The sequence below is a fragment of the Nitratireductor sp. XY-223 genome (genome assembly GCF_004959855.1).
Classification (GTDB): domain Bacteria; phylum Pseudomonadota; class Alphaproteobacteria; order Rhizobiales; family Rhizobiaceae; genus Hoeflea_A.
In genome coordinates this window covers 1-17,288 of record NZ_SPNT01000029.1, presented here as the reverse complement: position 1 = coordinate 17,288, position 17,288 = coordinate 1, and the positions used below count along the sequence as shown (strand labels likewise).

Annotated in this window: 17 protein-coding genes and 1 pseudogene; 11 read left to right on the top strand and 7 right to left on the bottom strand. The window is 55.3% G+C overall.

The genetic code is table 11. From position 1 onward, the window contains the following. Positions 1–512: 512 nt before the first annotated feature. The 3 genes from E4M07_RS28250 to E4M07_RS28240 all read left to right on the top strand — a co-directional run bounded on the left by E4M07_RS28250 (position 513) and on the right by E4M07_RS28240 (position 4,601). The gene (locus E4M07_RS28250) at positions 513–758 is read left to right on the top strand and encodes a WGR domain-containing protein (protein ID WP_136661762.1); all 246 of its coding nucleotides are present in this window, start codon (positions 513–515) and stop codon (positions 756–758) included. Next, entirely contained in the window at positions 755–2,026 is a 1,272-nt protein-coding gene (locus E4M07_RS29800; RefSeq protein ID WP_246660651.1) for an ATP-binding protein, read from the top strand. Before E4M07_RS28250 ends, E4M07_RS29800 begins: the two co-directional genes overlap by 4 nt. 106 nt (positions 2,027–2,132) lie before the next feature. Further along, positions 2,133–4,601 (top strand): S8 family serine peptidase, encoded by a 2,469-nt coding sequence (locus tag E4M07_RS28240; protein WP_169054456.1) that lies wholly within the window; start codon positions 2,133–2,135, stop codon positions 4,599–4,601. A gap of 49 nt (positions 4,602–4,650) precedes the next feature. Here the strand turns inward: E4M07_RS28240 and E4M07_RS28235 are convergent, their stop codons facing one another. The 3 genes from E4M07_RS28235 to E4M07_RS28225 all read right to left on the bottom strand — a co-directional run bounded on the left by E4M07_RS28235 (position 4,651) and on the right by E4M07_RS28225 (position 7,109). Beyond that, on the bottom strand, positions 4,651–5,031 hold the full coding sequence (locus tag E4M07_RS28235; protein WP_136661760.1) for an RES family NAD+ phosphorylase: 381 nt from the start codon (positions 5,029–5,031) through the stop codon (positions 4,651–4,653). A 15-nt stretch (positions 5,032–5,046) separates the two neighbouring features. Further along, on the bottom strand, positions 5,047–6,018 hold the full coding sequence (locus tag E4M07_RS28230) for a PD40 domain-containing protein (protein ID WP_136661759.1): 972 nt from the start codon (positions 6,016–6,018) through the stop codon (positions 5,047–5,049). 71 nt (positions 6,019–6,089) lie between these two features. Continuing rightward, positions 6,090–7,109 carry a carbon-nitrogen hydrolase family protein gene (locus tag E4M07_RS28225; RefSeq protein WP_136661763.1) on the bottom strand — a complete coding sequence of 340 codons (1,020 nt, stop codon included), beginning with the start codon at positions 7,107–7,109 and terminating at the stop codon, positions 6,090–6,092. A gap of 260 nt (positions 7,110–7,369) precedes the next feature. On the opposite strand from E4M07_RS28225, the gene E4M07_RS28220 reads away from it, so the two are divergent. Together E4M07_RS28220 and E4M07_RS28215 are read left to right on the top strand one after the other, a co-directional pair. Continuing rightward, on the top strand, positions 7,370–8,329 hold the full coding sequence (locus E4M07_RS28220) for a helix-turn-helix domain-containing protein (RefSeq protein WP_169054454.1): 960 nt from the start codon (positions 7,370–7,372) through the stop codon (positions 8,327–8,329). A gap of 125 nt (positions 8,330–8,454) precedes the next feature. Further along, on the top strand, positions 8,455–9,813 hold the full coding sequence (locus tag E4M07_RS28215) for a hypothetical protein (protein ID WP_136661757.1): 1,359 nt from the start codon (positions 8,455–8,457) through the stop codon (positions 9,811–9,813). A 29-nt stretch (positions 9,814–9,842) separates the two neighbouring features. On the opposite strand, the gene E4M07_RS28210 is transcribed toward E4M07_RS28215, so the two are convergent. Continuing rightward, complete coding sequence (locus E4M07_RS28210; RefSeq protein ID WP_136661756.1) at positions 9,843–10,190, bottom strand: hypothetical protein; 348 nt, start codon at positions 10,188–10,190, stop codon at positions 9,843–9,845. Between the two features lie 359 nt (positions 10,191–10,549). Here E4M07_RS28210 and E4M07_RS28205 point away from each other — a divergent pair. The 6 genes and pseudogenes from E4M07_RS28205 to E4M07_RS28180 form a co-directional block, all read left to right on the top strand. Beyond that, positions 10,550–10,726, top strand: a pseudogene (locus E4M07_RS28205) (RES domain-containing protein); the annotation flags it as partial. Positions 10,727–10,864: 138 nt separating this feature from the next. After that, positions 10,865–11,770 carry a DNA-processing protein DprA gene (locus E4M07_RS28200; protein ID WP_136661754.1) on the top strand — a complete coding sequence of 302 codons (906 nt, stop codon included), beginning with the start codon at positions 10,865–10,867 and terminating at the stop codon, positions 11,768–11,770. After that, on the top strand, positions 11,739–12,416 hold the full coding sequence (locus E4M07_RS28195) for a hypothetical protein (protein ID WP_136661753.1): 678 nt from the start codon (positions 11,739–11,741) through the stop codon (positions 12,414–12,416). The genes E4M07_RS28200 and E4M07_RS28195 overlap by 32 nt, the downstream gene beginning before the upstream one ends. A 354-nt stretch (positions 12,417–12,770) precedes the next feature. Further along, positions 12,771–13,202 carry a hypothetical protein gene (locus E4M07_RS28190; RefSeq protein ID WP_136661752.1) on the top strand — a complete coding sequence of 144 codons (432 nt, stop codon included), beginning with the start codon at positions 12,771–12,773 and terminating at the stop codon, positions 13,200–13,202. Between the two features lie 3 nt (positions 13,203–13,205). After that, on the top strand, positions 13,206–13,727 hold the full coding sequence (locus tag E4M07_RS28185; RefSeq protein ID WP_136661751.1) for a hypothetical protein: 522 nt from the start codon (positions 13,206–13,208) through the stop codon (positions 13,725–13,727). Then, positions 13,724–14,689 (top strand): CBASS cGAMP-activated phospholipase, encoded by a 966-nt coding sequence (locus E4M07_RS28180; protein WP_136661750.1) that lies wholly within the window; start codon positions 13,724–13,726, stop codon positions 14,687–14,689. Before E4M07_RS28185 ends, E4M07_RS28180 begins: the two co-directional genes overlap by 4 nt. 3 nt (positions 14,690–14,692) lie before the next feature. Here E4M07_RS28180 and E4M07_RS28175 read toward each other — a convergent pair whose 3' ends face one another. Genes E4M07_RS28175 through E4M07_RS28165 form a run of 3 tightly spaced genes read right to left on the bottom strand, consistent with a single transcriptional unit; the run spans position 14,693 to position 17,156 of the window. Further along, positions 14,693–15,832, bottom strand: coding sequence for a hypothetical protein (locus tag E4M07_RS28175; protein ID WP_136661749.1), 1,140 nt, complete (start codon positions 15,830–15,832; stop codon positions 14,693–14,695). After that, entirely contained in the window at positions 15,832–16,188 is a 357-nt protein-coding gene (locus E4M07_RS28170) for a hypothetical protein (RefSeq protein WP_136661748.1), read from the bottom strand. The genes E4M07_RS28175 and E4M07_RS28170 overlap by 1 nt, the downstream gene beginning before the upstream one ends. Continuing rightward, positions 16,185–17,156: a Piwi domain-containing protein gene (locus tag E4M07_RS28165; RefSeq protein ID WP_136661747.1), complete on the bottom strand. Its 972-nt coding sequence runs from the start codon at positions 17,154–17,156 to the stop codon at positions 16,185–16,187. The genes E4M07_RS28170 and E4M07_RS28165 overlap by 4 nt, the downstream gene beginning before the upstream one ends. Positions 17,157–17,288: the final 132 nt, after the last annotated feature.

Genomic DNA, 17,288 nt, shown 5'->3' with positions numbered 1-17,288 from the left:
AATCTCCTGTACAGGGTCGCAATGCCCTAAAAAGACATCCAGCCTGCAGCCTATCCGCCTATCCCGGCACTCTAGCCGAGTCGGGATGCATGACCGCTCACACCCCATTCATGCCATCTCCAGTGGTTGGTGTTTCGATGGGTCGTGTGAAGGCAGACGGTTCTTGGGCGGAACAATCACCGGAGGAGATACTGGCGCGGCCCGCAGCGAAGCGAGGACACGGGTATCGACGGAGCAGCGAAGCTGTTTAGTGATTTTTGCGACTAAGGTTCTCTGCCACGTCCCATCCAAGAAGAAACGCCACGCCTCTGGAGACGGCTTTGATCTGACGAGACAGTTCGCACCCTATGGGCGCATTTGTTCGACCTGGCCAGGTCCTGGGTCACTCAAAGAGTTCGTGCTCAGAACATCCCGATCAAACCGATGGCACCTATCAGTGAAATGAATCGCTGGGCCGTTTCTGATTCAAAGAACTTATTGGACGCCAGATTCCGCCAATGCGATGATTCTGCATGGAAAGCAGGTCATTACAGACAACAATATTCAGAATAGACCCATCAAGAAAGATGAACCGGTACTACACCCTGTCCGTCCAGCCCAATCTCTTTGGTGGCCATTCGTTGATAAGAAGCTGGGGACGTATCGGATCCGGTGGCCAGGTTAAGATCGACCTTCATGTAGACGAGGTATCGGCGAGAGGCGCCCTGGAACGCCTGCTAAAGTCCAAGCGCAATCGCGGGTATTCGACCAATCGTTGACGGAACCGGTAAGCTCGCGCCAGAAACATGCTGCATTTTTCGGACAAATCTCCGGTTCGGTTCACGACAGCCCATTCGCCCCTGCCGATGCGCCAAACTGCCCGTCACCAATTAAGGTCAAGGACGACGAAGATGTCATGGATCGGTGCGGTTTCGCCAAAATCCGTGCGAAAACCAAGATATCGGGTGACTTTTTTCCAAATCCGTCTATGATTCTCCTGAGCAGTGATTTGCATGGTATTTCGGGGCAGTTGGTGGCGCGAAGCGATCTCATTATAGATTTAGTAAAGGCCGGAGTATCCGGCGACGCTGATTCAGTACGCGTGACGGCCGAAGCGATCGCCGCGGATGAACGATCTAAGAAGCATACAGGCGTCGCCGATCGGATATCGAAAGCGCTGACTGTTCCACCGAAGCCTGGCGTTAACGGGCGGTCATCTCAGCCGGCCATGCGGCTTCGTGACGGTTCTGGTGGCATACAGCGTCGGGAACCTGATCGCCCAATGTCAGACCTGTTTCTGGACAAGAAGGTCCAGACGGCGTGCAGCGAACTCATTGAAGAGCAACATCGGGCCGATGTTCTCAGATCACACGGGCTGGAGCCACGGCACAGGTTGCTGCTTGTCGGGCCGCCAGGAAACGGTAAGACCTCTCTGGCTGAGAGCCTGGCTTATGAGTTGGCGCTGCCTCTGTTCGTTGTGCGCTACGACGCAATTATCACAAGTTACCTCGGCGACACTGCAACGCGCCTCAGACGAATGTTTGATTTCGTACGCACAGAGCCGTGCATTCTGTTCTTCGACGAATTTGATGCCTTGGGAAAGGAAAGAGGAGACCTTCATGAGACCGGAGAAATCAAACGCGTTGTGACGACGCTTTTGCTGCAGCTTGATGATCTGCCATCTTACTGCGTGCTTGTTGGCGCAACGAACCACCCCGAACTGCTTGACCGTGCCACATGGCGACGGTTTGAAATCAAGCTGGAGCTCGGGAAGCCAACAGACGATCAGATGACAGATTATTTTGCGCTCCGGATGAAGGAGTTCAACGATAATTTTGGGTATACCGCAAAGCGCCTGCGCGCTGCGATATGCCCCAAAAACTTTTCCGAGGCCGAGGACTTTTTTATGGATATTCACAGACGTCGTGCGCTCGCACAGGGCAACGTCACCTTCCGTACATTGGTCAAGGACCGCATCAGCGCTTGGGCCTCACAGCATGGAAGTGTGACCGGAGATGACAGATCGACCGATACTGCGGCTGCCTAATCCCACGACAGCGGATCGACTGAAGGCACGACAGGATAAGAGACGACGGCCAAAAGGCGTCGGACGTCAGGGTCAGGGCGCGCGACTTGGTGATCGTTTCACCCGATTGGAAGAGGCCTTTCGGGGCGAGAACCCGGATTTCCTGTTACGCCAGGATCCGGCCGGCATCGCTCCGGAACGCGCGCTGGTGTTCGAAACAATTCTTCCTATCCAGAATTTTCAGAGGGCGGCCGCGGCGATCGGCTTTGAGCTTCTGATCGAAGATCGCCTGGATGACGACTATGAAATTCCGGAAGAGCTCGTCGACGAAAACGTCGCCAATGCTCAGCCGACACTTTATGCCACAATGCCAACCGATGCGGACCTGCGCAATCTGGTGAGCATGTGGAACGCCTATCAGGCGGGTGAGAAAGCGCCACGCGGACGAGCGCCGTGGTGGAATCTCTTTGGAATGCTGGCGGAGATCAGGACCTGGGGACCTAAGGATCGACTAACCCCGGAAGCCCAAGCTGAGCTCATTCAGCGGCTGTCGGATGATGACGAGGCGCTCATTCGCCTGGAGCTAGAGATTTGGCCGACCGCCAACGCTGACCAACGCGTGCGTTGGCAGCGCGAGACACGGGCAAAAATAGAGGCATTTGGAGGTACGGTCATTGACGCCGGCTCGATCAGCGAGACCGGCTTCATCTACGAGGCGGTACTTGTGGAGATGTCATGCGGTCAGGTGCGGGACATGCTGCAAAATCCATTTGCACCTGGTGGTCTGGCATCACTCGAAGGTCTGCAATTCATCCTTCCGCAGACGATCGGCCAGTCTTTGCCGGATGTCAGTGATGGCGAACCGCAATTGCCATTTGGCGAGTTTACACCTTTTGATGACGAGGCGCCCATTCGCGCTGTGCTCCTCGATGGCACGCCGATCGCTGGTCATCCCGCGCTTGATGGCGGGGTCGTCATCGAGGATGTCCACGATCTCGTGCCACTGTCGCAGGTGGCCCACCGACGTCATGCAACATCGATGGCCTCGTTGATGCTGAGAGGCGATCTGATCGCAGATGGAGCCCCTCTTGAAGACGCCAGGATTCTGTCGATCCCTGTCCTTGTTGATCAGGCGCGCGATGCGGTCTCTCCCGACGATCGGCTCTTTGTCGACATTGTCCATGTGGCTCTGGCGCGTGCGTTTCTCGGAGAGGAGCCGCTTGCTCCGGATGCCTATCTGGTGAATTTCTCAATCGGCATCAAAGGAGCGCATTTTGCGGGGCGGGTCAGCTCGCTGGCGCGGCTCTTGGACTGGTGGGCCGATCACCATGGCATTTTGTTCAATGTGTCCGCGGGAAACGTGGCCCAGGATCTTGTCATTCCCAATATGGGAGCCACGGCCTTCGAAGACGCCGCAACAGAGGAACGTCAGCAACATATCGAGGCGGCGCAGCGCAACAACCGCCACCTTCGCACACTCATGGCGCCCGCAGAGGCCATGAATGTCATCACTGTCGGGGCATCCTCACAGGATGCGGTCGCGCCTGCAGCGGGTCCACCGGCTGGCGTTGTTCCCGTCGCGCAGGACGGAGAGTTGTTGCCGGCGCTTTCCTCCGCAATCGGGCTGGGCGCGTTCCGCTCCATAAAACCGGATTTCCTCATGCATGCGGGAGAGCACGAAGTGCGCGCCATGGCGGCGGGTGACCACCTTCGGCTTCGGGTCATGGATCAGACGCAGCGAACGGGCTTGAATGTGGCCACTGTGCAGCGGGGAAACCCGTCGACCTACCGAACACGCGGCACAAGTTGCGCCAACGCGCTGGCCTCCCGGGCGTCCCTTCAAGCCGCGACGGCGCTCTATGAAGAAGAGGGTCCCTTTGAAGGGCTGGACCTCAATCGTCGTGACCATGCCCTGATTACAAAAGCACTGAGCGTCAACGCGGCCCGTTGGCCAGAGACGGCAATCGCCAGATATGGCCGTGAGATGGTTCGATTGAATGGCAACCATAGTCAGGCAAGAGAGGAGGTCTGCCGTTATTTTGGCCATGGGGCGCTTCATGATGAGTTGATGCGGGAAGCGCCTGAACTCGGAGCGACAATGGTTGGGGTTGGCACGTTGCGAAAGGACAAGGCCGCTATTTTTGACGTGCCCATGCCCCCTTCGCTCGCCGGCGAACGCATTGGCAGAACCATGATTGTCACCATTGCCTGGTTTTCACCGGTATTGGCGACACGGGCGCGCTATCGATTGGCGCTGCTTGAGGCTGTTGCCCATAGCCATGATCTCCTGGGCGATCTGATTGAGGACGATGGCTGGGGCCTGGACATGCGGGTGGGAGACCTGAACAAGAACATCATCAAGCGCGGGACCGTATGGTCGCACAGGATGGTGAATGGCGGTCCTGTCGTGCCTAACTACGGCGGTGACAAGGTGCTGCCGATCCGGGTTCAGTGCCGGGACGGCTCAGGGGGCGGTCTGAGCCCGGATGAAGATATCCGGTTTGCATTGGCCGTCACGCTGGAAGTCGAAGCAGAAACCGCATTTGACGTTCATGCCGAAATCCGTGATCGCTTGCGCGTTGGGGTCATGGGCTAATCCGAGTAGTCACGGGTATTCGAACACTGTCCATGTTTCGGTCGGCACACTAATCAATTTGCAGAATCGGACGTTCACCGGTGAGTTGTTGGATAAAGTCGATGCGATCGCCGTTCCAGTGATACCTGAAATGATCACCCTGCTTGGGCGGGGTCACAACATCGGGGAAAAAGGCGGCGATGCATTCGCCTCCCCAGTGCCGCAGGCTTGGGTAGACGATTCCGTTTCCGTCTTTGGATTTCTGCTCGCGGGCAAATGCTTGAAGTGCCGGATAGCTTCCAATGTCGAGATCCAAGAGGTCATCATGTCCCGGCGGTCTGGGGTCAATGAGATCTGCATCGATCGAGCCGACCTCCTGAAAACTGATGCGGTAACAGTGCTTGTTGCCAGGAGAGACATCGTGCCTTTGCGATCCGCGAGAAACCTCCATGGATAAGTTCGTAAATTACTGCGCAACCGCCTGATAAATATCAAGGCCGCCTAGCCCACCTGGACGATCCGAAACAAAGCTCAACACACGACCGTCGTCGGTCGCGGACGGCATGTGTTCTTCATGCGGCGAGTTGATCATCGGTCCCAGGTTGACGGGTTTCGTCCACTTGGCCGGATCCGTTTCACTGGCATGGTTTGCAAAGCGCCACAAATCGCTTCCACCCTGACCACCCTCGGGATAGCCGGCCCAGATCAGGCCGTGGCGCGGATCGAAATGGGCGTCCATGAACTCCGTGCTCATATCCAGCACATCTGCCGGTCCGCCACTGCTTTTCGTGGCATCGAAGGGTGCCCGCTTGAAGTCGAGTGTCTCGGGATTCGGATTGGTTGACGACGTAAAATACACCATGCCATCTTTGAGAATGGGGCAAGAGTCAATTGCCGCTCCGTTCGGTCCGCCCTGGTCGGCGCAGCCAAGATTAATCGCCTGCTGCCAACCCTTGTCGTCATCGGTGTTTTCCCTGTAGCTGACATAGAGGTCGAGCTCACCGCACCCGCCCGGTCGGTCGCTGGCAAAGAACAGATAATGTCCGTCTTCAGATACATAGGCGCTGTGATCGACGCTCGGGCTATTGACCGTCTCTGGAAGCAATATGGCGTCACCCCACGGCTCTTCCGTCGAACTACGATGAGCCACATAGATGTCGTAGTGAGTCCAGCCTCCGGACTTGGCCAGCGCCCAATGATCTTCACGGTTTGCTTTACCCATACCACCGGGTCGGTTGGAGGCGAAATAGAGCGTGAGGCCGTCGCCGGTCATTGTAGCCCACCCGTCATGGTACTCAGAGTTAACGGACGCCCCGGCATTGGAAACAATCCATTCGGTGGCTTCATCGCCAGCATGTGCCGCCGAATGTGAAAGGCAGAATGACAAGACTGCCGATACGGCAATCGCGGATGCATGAAATCTGTCTCGTAGTGGCATGGTTCTTCTCCCGTCGGTCGGAATCGGATGTGGAGCAAGCGGTCAGACCAGCCGCCCCCAAAACGCGCTGGCTATTGCGCGGCGGCGGCAATTTGTTCTTCAGCAACTTCGACGATCTCATCGGAGAGCGTCGTGCCGGCGTCGTCGAAGTTCACAACCGCAGGTGCGGGTTTGTTGTTGAACATCAAACGGAACACGTCGGGGCGCGAATAATGTCCGGCCGGATCTGCGGCGGACTTAGCCGCGGCGATTGCCGCCAGGTCGATTTCAGCAATCTGCAGGCCCTCGACGGTTGTACCCATCGGCTCGCAAAGAGGGGCGCCATCGGGTCCGAAGATGTTGGCATGACCACCACCTTCCTGGAGGAATTGCTGCTTGGGCGGTGTATCGCAAAGGAAATCAATCATCTCCTTCGACACCGTTGCGCACGCTGCCAGCACAAAGCATTGCCCTTCCGCCGCGTACATTTGGCTGGCGGCCGTGTTCAATTCCGGACCGAGAGCATAGGCTGCTCCCAGATAAAGGCTGAAGCTGGGCCAGGATGCCACATGTATCTGCTCGTTCTGAGCATACATGGCGTATTTGTTTAGGGGCTGGAGGTGCTCCCAACAACACAGGGCGCCAACCCGGCCCAGCTCTGTGTCGAGAACGACCATGTCGCTCCCGTCACCCTCACCGAATACCGTGCGTTCCACATGGGTCGGTTTGAGTTTCCGGCGCCGTGAAATGACGTCACCGTTCGAATCATAATGCCATTGGCCCATGTAGAGAGAGCCGCCTATTTTTTCGGACACGCCCATGATGACCTGGATATCGTTGCGTCTTGCGGCATCGGCTAGCGTTTCGTCCTGAGGGCTCCCCGCCTGAATGGAGTTCATGGTGTAAGGCACAATATGTTGCATGCCCATCGCCGGTGCATCCAGCCAGATCCACCACGGATATCCGGGAATCCAGGTTTCAGGGAAGGCGATAATCTTGACGCCCTGCTGACCCGCCTCGTCGATCAACCTGACCGCCTTTTCCACGGTCGCATCAAGATCCATGAACACCGGCGCGGCCTGTACAGCCGCCACTTTGAACGGTCCGATCATGTCCGCCATATCAATCTCCTCCCACGGCTTCAGATTATGCGGGTGCTATTATCCGAAGTCGCTTGAGGCCTGCTTTTGCCATTGGGAACCAATTCGTTCGACTATGGGAAATTGCTTCCATTTTCGTCCCCAATTTCAATGGCAGGCGAGCGGCAAATGAGAGCACGGACTTGTCAGTTCTGCCGAAATGCCGGAAAATGCCACCATCTTCGACAAATTTTTCCAGACTGGATGAAAGGCCGGATGGTTTGGAAAACGCAGTGACTGTTTACAAGACCGGTGACGTCGACGGCGCTGAAAGGTTCTCCTACTGGCGCGAGGCTGTTTGCGATTCCTACGTGCACCTCGATTGCGAGACAGAGAAACCGAGGGCTTTTTCCGGTGAAATCAAACTATGGCGATTTCAGAACCTATCGACCTCGGTGGTGTCCGGCAGCCAGCAGGTCGTGCGGCGCCGTAAGCGGGACATAGGCCGGTCCGACGAAGCGTCATTTCTAATCAGCCTGCAGCTGGAAAAAAACGGTCTGGTTGAACAAGCCGGGCGCTGCGCCCTGCTCAACAAAGGAGACTTTGCGCTCTACAGTAGCATCGATCCATACAAGCTGACCATTCCGGAGGATTTTCGGCAACTGGTTATTCAAATTCCCCGGTATGAGCTTCTGAGGCGCCTGCCGGCAGCGGACATGCTGACTGGAATGCGGGTTTCGAGGGCCAGCGATTCCGGTTCATTTGCGAGCGACAACCTTGTCCGATTTGTCAAAGAGATTGCCAATTCAGGCGAGGTGGTACGGCAATACATGAAGGAGACCATTGTAGACCTTGTGGCAATGGGCCTGGCTTCAGTCGCAGAAGAAACCGTCTATCTCAGCAACTCCGATCAGCGGACAATCCTTCGGGCAAACACATTCATTCAATCCAATCTCGCCAATCCGGACCTGGACAGGTCAATGCTGGCGGAAAATGTCGGTCTGTCCGTGAGACGGCTTAATCAAATATATCAGTCCAGCGGCTCATCGATTTCCGTCGCTATACGGAACGCGCGGTTGGATCGCATAGCAGCGGATTTGCTGGACCGACGCTTTGCCTCGCAATCGATAACAGAGATTGCATTTCGCTGGGGTATAAATAACGTCCAGTATTTCTCCCAAATATTCAAAAAGCGGTATGGAATGTCCCCACGGGACTATCGTCAAAATTCGCCTACAGTTCTTTTGAACTAGTCTTGTGCCCGTCCAAAAAAGTTCGGATTTGAGGTTATTTTTCGCTGTTTTGAAGTCTTTGAAGGTGCGGTTGCGGGACCGTCCGTTGGGCTTTGATTTGTTTGAATGTCGAGTGGAAATACGGAATGGCCAACATCCCCAGTTCCGACATCACTTGGATAGCGCAGAGGCATGGTCAGGACTGGCGCGACGAAAAAATCCTAGCGGCCGCCGATTGGCTCGAGCAGTTGGTCCCTTCTGACACGTGGAGAGCTCGTGCCGACGCTGTGGAGGCGACGTTCCAAGCAGCAAAGGAAGAGTGGGCCCTCGGTAAGCGTGTCCCGCTTTTCGACCGGGCTGATGAGATCACGTGGTATCTGCACCAGGCCCGGCGTTATGCCGATCCCGAGCTTCGTCCCGATTTTTTCATGCCCCAAGGGTATCGGATTGTCACGCTGTTTAGACGGATCGGCCAAATGCTCCCAACGCTTTCTCAGATCGACGGCGCAGAGGAGCGGGCCGAGCGTTTGATGACAAAGAACCTATCGCAACCGGACGATGGGATCTTCGAACTCTTAGTGGCCGGCACCTACAAACGACGAGGATGGGAAAGTGTGTGCTTCGTCCCGGAAGCGCCAGGGTTAGGCAAGCGCAACGACCTATTCGTCGATCGTGGACGCTCACATTGGGCCGTAGAGTGCAAGCGCGCCGGGCGGTCGGGATACGCTCGCGAAGAGCGGCTGGCCGGGGAACGTATGGCGGCACGGGCGCATGCCAGGTCCTGGGACGCTGGTCGGCCACTCATCATGCTCGTTCGATTCAAGGATGAGCTTCATCGCCTGGGTGATGACTATCTGGTCGCTCGCGTTGAGTCATTCCTGGATGGCTATGAGCCGTTTGAATGGGCCGACGATGGAGCTACCGGTGTCGCACTTGATGTTAACTGGGTGCGTCTGCACAACGTCCTGAAACATGATGACATCTATTTTGGATCAAGTCGAATGGCTGAGTTGCTGATCGGAATCTACGAGCCGACAATGGACTTCACCATCAAGGGTGAATGGGAGCCGGCCGAGGGGCGGCCGCTTCACGCGACATGGGTCGACCACGTCAGCCTCGTTGCGTGGCGGTCCGACTCCGTCGAAGCCGCCCGTCGAAAGGCATCACACTTCCGAAGCCTCGTCGCACGTGCCTCTGATCAGCTCCCGGGCGATCGCCCCGGCGTCATCCATGTTGGATACGAGGCCGTCGGCGGTAACAGCGCCGACGGACTTCGTCACAAACTCAACCGCAACCAGATGCGAACCTTCGACCCGCGAACCACCAGACTTCGAATGGTGTACGGGAACTATTTTATGAACGAGCTCGTCACAGCGCGCAACGAGAGCGCCGCTGTTACTGAGACCATGGCCTGGTATCCGGTGGGATCGGCCAAAGGAAAGGGACCACTTCCCGACCATCTGCTCTTCGGCGATGACGACGGCCTTCCAGGCTCACATCTATAATGACTCAGTTGGATATCGAGCCGACCCCCTTACGAGCCGCGACTCCGCTCCCAGAAATCGGCACTGAAGTTGTTCAGATGGTCACTGTCCCCGGTCTTGACCTCAAACTCGTCGGGAATATCAGCCCCGTTGTGACCTGCGCGAAAGTAATCTCGGACTGACCAATGCGCCAACTTCTCGAAATGCTCCCACTCGCGGCGCAGGTCATTCTCACGGTCCTCTGCTAGTTTTCTGGCACTTGGCTTTCGCTTCGGCTTCGACTGCGAAAGCGCATAGCGGTCAACGCCAGGCCGAACCTTGTATTTGAAGAGAATGGAACCGGAGTTCCAATCTTCCTCAGCGCTCTGACGCCACCGATAGCTGACACGAACCCGCATATTCTCCGTTAGACTGAAGGGGTGCATTGATGGATCGAAAACATGAAACACATGGTGTCACTGTACCCCAGTTGATCAGATTCCGCAGATTGGACGCATTTTTGGCGATTTCTGTACCCTTAATTGCAATATATCCACTGTCCGCAACTGTGGGCAAAGATGGAAGGTTTGCCTTCTGGGACACGACGCTCTTTCCAACGGGCTGAACCAAACCCCATAACTATCCACAGAGACGACCGTCCTGCAGTTAAGGGTACAGTATTGCAAATACGGGACAGTATTAGAATTAAGGGTTCAAAAAGCCATTGATTTCAAAAGAGAATTTTAAGCTGGATTCTGATTAATTGGGGTACAGTGACAACGAGCTTCGGAGGCGATTGCTCAAGGACGGATTTGACGGTGTTATCTATCCGTCATTTATGTCGCGAGGTGGCACCTGTGTCGCCTTGTGGCATTGGAATCGCACCGGGGCACCGATGCTGAAGGTTACAGACCCGGAAGGCCGTTTGCCAAAGACAGGCGCATCGTGGATTTGAAACTGTTCACATCGATCAAAATGGCGATGATGCGCAATCAAAGATAGGTTAGTTTGATATCAATACGTACTGTTTGAAAATGTTCACTATATGTTCTATTGTGAGGATTCGTACCTATAGAAGAATGACAATCACCCCATGAAAGACACGCCACTATTGTCGGCAAGAAGGAATGCTGGTCCCTTCATTGACACGATCGACGCTGCACTGGAACTTGGCGCCTACGAGACGCTTTGGTGTGAACAAAATGCCAGCTTCAAATCGATAGCGGAGAAATTCGCGCTGAGAACCGACGCTAGGCCATCAAGCTTTGTACCGGAAGAAGAGGCCAGAAATGCAGGGCGGCGTGTCCTTGATACGTTACGACAACGGATAGCCGGATGGTTCAACCTTCGACTGCACGGTGAGTTGGACTACCCTGTTCGGCTCCGGGATGCGACCTATCCTGTTGAGCTGCTCTACTTCCAGGGCTGGTGGGATTTGATCGACACGCCATCTGTTGCGGTGGTTGGCACGCGTCAACCCAGCTCAGACGGCAAAAAAAGGGCTCAGAAACTTGTCAAGTCGCTCCTGAAAGATGATTTCACGATCATAAGCGGGCTTGCAGAGGGCATCGACACGGTTGCTCATGAGACGGCGATCGGTGAGGGCGGCCAGACGATTGCCGTAATCGGGACGCCGCTTGGGCATTATTACCCGAAATCAAACACAACCCTTCAAGACAGGATTGCCGAGGAGTTCCTGTTGATCAGCCAGATTCCGGTCGAGCGGTATGATGCGCAAAACCCGCGGACAAATCGCTACTTTTTTCCTGAGCGAAACAAGACAATGTCAGCCCTTGCTCAAGCAACCATCATCGTTGAAGCCGGGGAGACATCAGGGACATTGACGCAGGCCAGAGAGGCGCTGAAACAAGGACGGAAGCTCTTCATCCTCAACAACTGTTTTGAAAACCCGGATCTGACTTGGCCGGCAAAATACGAAGCGCTGGGAGCAATCCGGGTTCGCGAATATGACGACATCAGACGAGAGTTGGTCCAATAAGCTCCGTCAGATCGGAGACATTGAGCGACCGGATCATTATTACCTGACCGAGCAGCATGAATGTGTGTATTTTGGTGAGTACACGGCCCGAAAGGGTTGGTCACACAGCAAGACCAACGGTACGATCCACAATCTAAAAAAACATCCAGACACCCGTCACACAATGCAATGGCAGCATAAGCTGCGAACCATCAATTGGATTGGCAGGCTAATAAGGGCAAACCTGGATCCGGCGGCCTTGAGCCGCATCACCTTCGTTCCAGCCCCGCCCTCAAGACCGCCGACTGACGCTGCTTACGACGACCGGATGCTGCAGGTGTGCAAAGCCGTCGGCAATGACGTGGATGTTCGTGAACTTTTGGAGACCGCAGTTCACCGGCCTGCCGCCCATGAGAGCGAAGAACGGCCTGGCCCGGAGGGATTGGCCCAATGCATCCGCTTTCGCCAGGACCAAGCAAATCTTCGTCCGGTTGCCGACCAAATCATCATTGTCGATGACGTAATGGTGACAGGCGCGACCTTCGTGGCCTGCAGTCAGATTATAGTGGAACATCATCCAGGAGCTTCGATTTTCGGAATGTTCGTTGCCCGCAGGGTACCCGAACGCACACTGGCCATTGATGAATTTGATGTTTGGGATTTCTGACTGACACATAAGGGGTGATCTTCAATTGCAGCGTGTGTGGTTTGCAGGCAGATCGTCTGGGAATAGAGGGTACAGTCTTGCAATTAACGACACAATTCGGAATTTAACGGCACAGCCGCCGTCTGATTTTGCTTAGTTTTTTTGAAACAAGCGTCCGGGAATTAAGGACACCGTGACAAACGTAGAGGCGGAGAATTGTATGCGAAACATCGTCCAACTGCCCAATAAGCCCATTATTACACTATTGACTTTATTGCGTTTTTACCCTTCTGCTCGCCATTTCGAGCGGTTTTCATTGATTCCGAACGATTTCAGGACTACATTGATGAGAAAGAGGTAATCAAGGATTTCGCAATGACGGATCGATCAAAGCTCGTGGCAGCCCTGCGCCCCTTTCTCGAGGGGATGCAAGATGTGGCTAGGCGCTCCGATATAGAAGAGGCACTCGATCTTCTTGCCGATCTCGATATTGAGATTGTTCCAGCAGAAACTGCGAACAAGGGCGTGCCTAAAATTCGTAAGACGTCTCGTCAAGGCGTACCGTCCGTGATCGCCAATAGGGGTCGAATCAAATCCCTGAAAGAGGCTGATATCCTAATGTCAGTGGAAGACTTTTTTGGTTTCATAGGCTTGGCTTACGAAGGCGGTGGACGGCATGCGGTTACACGGCGGCCAGCCGGGGCAGTGCTCGCTCAATTGGAACCGACGGATCCGGCGCTTGCACATCTGCGTACCGCTCAGCGGAAAGCATCGCAAAGCGTCGGCGGGCGGCGGCGACTTTTCTAGACCGTGACACCCTATCTTCTGAGTTCGCAGAGCGCACTAGACATTGCAAAACGGCTAAACCTCCCCGCCGAACGCTGGCTGGAAGCTGCGGTAAGCCGCGGCCTTTATGAAGACGATATTTGTATTAGTGCTGTGGTACCTATGACGGTAATGCACACGATCGAAATGGAGATCGCGGCGGCGCGCTCGGAGAAAGACCCGACATTGGCCAGCCTCGGCAAGCTGAAGACGAACGCCCAACGTTTCCTTGCCGCTTTCCAACAGAGCGACCGAATCGTTGCGATGGATCAGCAGATCGCCTCGCGATGGGGCGACCTGCTGGACATGACCATTACATATGCCGACCCAAATGGTGTCGCGTATGAGATAGAAAGCGCAGAGAAAGTCGAGCTGGCAACAGCCTCGATTGGGCGCGATGGTCGCGGGTTTGTTTATGTGGAACGCCGTCAATCCGCCCATCGAACCATTCCTGATCTCGTCGTCGAATGCCCGTACGAGTTTACCGCCGCGCTTGATGCCAAATGACTACCACAGCGGCCCAAGCGACAAACGATAGGTACCAAATCCTTGCGCTGAGCGGAGGCGGCTATCGCGGTCTCTTCACTGCGGCCTATCTTTCCAACTGCGAGACAACCTTCAGATCGTCGTGTGCCGACAAGTTCGATCTTATCGCCGGCACTTCGATCGGCGCATTACTTGCTGCGGGGCTTGCAGTTGGGCTGCCTGCCGCAAATCTGAAGAAAGCAATGATGAAGCACGGCCCGGTCATTTTCAAACCAAAGAGGTTCGGCTTCCTGAAGCGGCTCGTGATAAGTGCCCCTTACGACACACGTATTCTCTGCTCCGCCATAAAGGACACGTTGGGAGCTGAGGTTGCCGACACACCTCTCAGCAGGATCGATGCTCCGTTGATGATAAGCGCGGTAAACTACACTCACGGAACAACCGAAATCTTCCGCAGCCGCGGCCTTGTCGGGGCGAAGGCATCAGATATCGCGCTAGCCGACGCCGTCCTGGCGAGTGCCGCCGCGCCGACTTTCTTTCCGCTCGTTAAAGCGGGCACAGATCAATTTGCCGATGGTGGCCTCGTAGCCAACGCGCCGGACATGGCAGCGATTCTGGAGACTCTCGGCGCGCAACGGGCTCCGTTGGAGACCCTCTACACGCTTTCGGTCGGCACTGCTGGGCGGCGGCATGGTGCCGCATTGCACGAAGCTCCGCTTAACCCTTCGATAGTTTCTTGGTTTTTCTATCGCGGCCTAATCCAGACAACGATGGCGGCCCAAGAAGATCTTGCTCTCAGACAGGCCGGCGCATTGCTTGGTACACACCACCTGCGCGTTGATGAGGAACCGGCCGAGATGCAAGTCCCAGCGATTTCCTCGCTCGACAAAGCTGATCAACGCGCCACCGATACGCTTTTGTCACTCGCTGACGCCGCCTTCTCGAGAACCAAAACAGACCGCAAATTGCGATCGTTCTTTTGATTCTCATGCCACCGCCATACTGAGCTTCAGCGCGTTCTTCTCCCAGGTAGTATAGCCGTTGGGGTTTTCCCAAAAAACCGACCAAGCTTCTTCGAGCCGTTCCGGCCAGGACGTCAGCGCTCCGGGTGTTGCCAACGTGACGCCCATTTCTTCGATTCCTTGTTGGACCTGCACGACGATCAAGTTCAGCAAATCGTCAGGATAGCAACGGAAGTATTCCGGGGGGCGATGCGCTTTCAAGGCATCGACCAAAACCTCCCATCGGACCGAAATATCTGCAGCCTGATTCGTGAAGCCACGCCGCTGCATCCCAATAAGAATTAACCTCAAACGCGCATCATCAGCGGGGTGGGTTCGCCGCCTGCCGATGGGCGTGTCAAAAATGTCGCCTGAGACTTTTGCGGTGAGATGATAATGCGCCCACCCGAAGGCAGGACCACAAGTCAGAGCGGCGAACGCGTCACAGAAGAGCTCCTCCAACCAATAATTGAGCCACAGCCATTCCCAAAGGTGTAAATATACCGTGACTTCGTCCGGCTCTCGCTCGCGCAAGGCCAAATGGCGTTGACCCTCAAAGTGGCGCTTTATCGCCTTAAGGCACTCAAGGAAGGCGTTGCGATAGGGATCGAGTACTGTCCGGTCTTCATTCTCTCCATCCAAAAAAGGATGCGCCAACTCATGGTAAAGATCGGGCAGGTGTAGCAGGAACCGGCCCTCCAAAAGAGGGGCCAGCATGAGATTGAAACCGGAATAGATACTCAAATAAGACGATGACATATTCGCCACAGTCGGAGGCACGAGCGGGTATTTCAGCTCGTCACACACGCGCCGCACGATCCGGGTCAAGTCCGATGAACCCTGACCAACATTGGCCAATGCCGTTGCACCGATGGTCTCAATCTCATTAAGTCGATCGGTCGCCCTGCGATACCGCCGGAGTCGCAACGGCGTCTGTAGCGCCTCGTCCACAATCGTTTCGTCTTGAAGTTCCCGGAGCGTACTCACGACACCTCGGAGACGCTCGCTGCAAATTGTTCGCAGGCCGTCATAGGCATTCGAATATGGCTGATCGATCACCGCGCTTAAGGCCCGGGAACGCTCGATCGACTGGGCGATTGCGCCGGCGAGGTAGCTCTCTGTCACTAGCGCCTCAATCGATGCGCGAGTGCGGCGCGCTCTTCTTCAAGAAGTGCAGACAGCCGGCCCAGCCGTTTCCGAACGGAGGAAATTGACGACGGGTTGGCCAGATTGCGGGCGAGATCGGCGAAATCATCAACCGGCTTGCCTGAGGGGCTCGCCAAGATGTTGGCAAATACCATCGCGCGAAGCGATGGTGACTTATCCGACGAGGTTGATGCTTCCTCCAACAACGCATGAAGCTCTTTCGCCGCGCTCCCGTCTGTTCGACTTACCTGAAGCTCTGCCAGCGCGTCATCCACGAGATCTGCAAAATCTTCGAAATTCGCATGAACTCGCGATAGTAATCCGAGATCGCTCATGCCGGTGACCGATCGCTGGCGAAGCCGGAAAAGGCCAACATGTCTTCATCATATTCTGCCGCATCTTCGAATAGCACCCGATCGCACAGTCTAATCGTGATTGGGACCCTGCTGCCATTGTCCGGTGATGACCAAGACAAGCAGGACAGATCGAAAACATCCTGAAGGCATTGCTGGATTGGCAGATCACCACGTCGCCTGACCGCATGTAGGGGTCGCGCCGTCCCCTGGCGACGAAATGGATGGCCGGTAGTACAAACGAAGCCTTCCTCACCCGAGAGCGTAAGCCAAACTCCAATCTTTGGATTGAAAACCCGTTCTCCTCCTCGCGAATAATCGGTGTCGAAGAATCTTGCGGTAACAGGACCGGTCTTCTTGATCTCCAGAATGGTCAAGCGCCAATCTGGCGATATCACGCCATCTTCAGCGAGCTTACCGCAAGCCTGTTCTAACCCTTCGATCTCGCTGTCGAACACGCGTCCGTCCCGGTGAACCACGATTTCTTCTGGCGTCGCAGGAAGGTGCGGACCTTCAAGAGATAGGAGCTCAACAAAGTAGGTTGCTACCTGGTCCGCCGTCAGCCGTTCACGCTGCCGCGAATTCCAAGTTTTACTATGAGCAACGCGGCCGCCGTCTCCAATCAGCGAGAAGGCTGCGGTGTTTGCTTTCACATCAATCCCGACAAACACGTCACCGCGCGTTTCGCTGGCCAGAACAAAAGGTATCTTGCCGCTCGTCAAGAGCACCTTACTGAGCGCTACATTTCGCAGATACGATGCGAGCGGCTTTTCCTGGCCTTCTGCAACTACGTAGTCCGGCTCATCGCCGTCATCAGTGAGGATGAGGGTTTCCCGTACCTTGTCGGTGTGAATCACAGATGCTTTTAACCCGATCGTCGGCAAATCCTTGACGATCATAGCTTCAAGTGGATCAGCAGTTCGTGCACCTTTTGCAATACGGTGGATCATTACCAAGGCGTGTGTGACTTAGCACTTAATGCTGATAACCTGATCTCCTTGATTTCAATAGGTTAGCAGTGCACTTAAATATGAGAATCGGCACTTAAATTGATAATAATGGCTGGACTTTAGCACTTAGAA

Excerpts from the sequence above, each read along its gene's own strand:
- E4M07_RS28235 (WP_136661760.1), bottom strand. The coding sequence starts at position 5,031 with ATGGAGGTTTCTCGCGGATCGCAAAGGCACGATGTCTCTCCTGGCAAC.
- E4M07_RS28215 (WP_136661757.1), top strand. The coding sequence starts at position 8,455 with ATGGCCAACATCCCCAGTTCCGACATCACTTGGATAGCGCAGAGGCAT.
- E4M07_RS28225 (WP_136661763.1), bottom strand. The coding sequence starts at position 7,109 with ATGATCGGACCGTTCAAAGTGGCGGCTGTACAGGCCGCGCCGGTGTTC.
- E4M07_RS28180 (WP_136661750.1), top strand. The coding sequence starts at position 13,724 with ATGACTACCACAGCGGCCCAAGCGACAAACGATAGGTACCAAATCCTT.
- E4M07_RS28230 (WP_136661759.1), bottom strand. The coding sequence starts at position 6,018 with ATGCCACTACGAGACAGATTTCATGCATCCGCGATTGCCGTATCGGCA.
- E4M07_RS28250 (WP_136661762.1), top strand. The coding sequence starts at position 513 with ATGGAAAGCAGGTCATTACAGACAACAATATTCAGAATAGACCCATCA.
- E4M07_RS28170 (WP_136661748.1), bottom strand. The coding sequence starts at position 16,188 with ATGAGCGATCTCGGATTACTATCGCGAGTTCATGCGAATTTCGAAGAT.
- E4M07_RS28195 (WP_136661753.1), top strand. The coding sequence starts at position 11,739 with ATGACGACATCAGACGAGAGTTGGTCCAATAAGCTCCGTCAGATCGGA.
- E4M07_RS28210 (WP_136661756.1), bottom strand. The coding sequence starts at position 10,190 with ATGCGGGTTCGTGTCAGCTATCGGTGGCGTCAGAGCGCTGAGGAAGAT.
- E4M07_RS28190 (WP_136661752.1), top strand. The coding sequence starts at position 12,771 with ATGACGGATCGATCAAAGCTCGTGGCAGCCCTGCGCCCCTTTCTCGAG.
- E4M07_RS28165 (WP_136661747.1), bottom strand. The coding sequence starts at position 17,156 with ATGATCCACCGTATTGCAAAAGGTGCACGAACTGCTGATCCACTTGAA.
- E4M07_RS28200 (WP_136661754.1), top strand. The coding sequence starts at position 10,865 with ATGAAAGACACGCCACTATTGTCGGCAAGAAGGAATGCTGGTCCCTTC.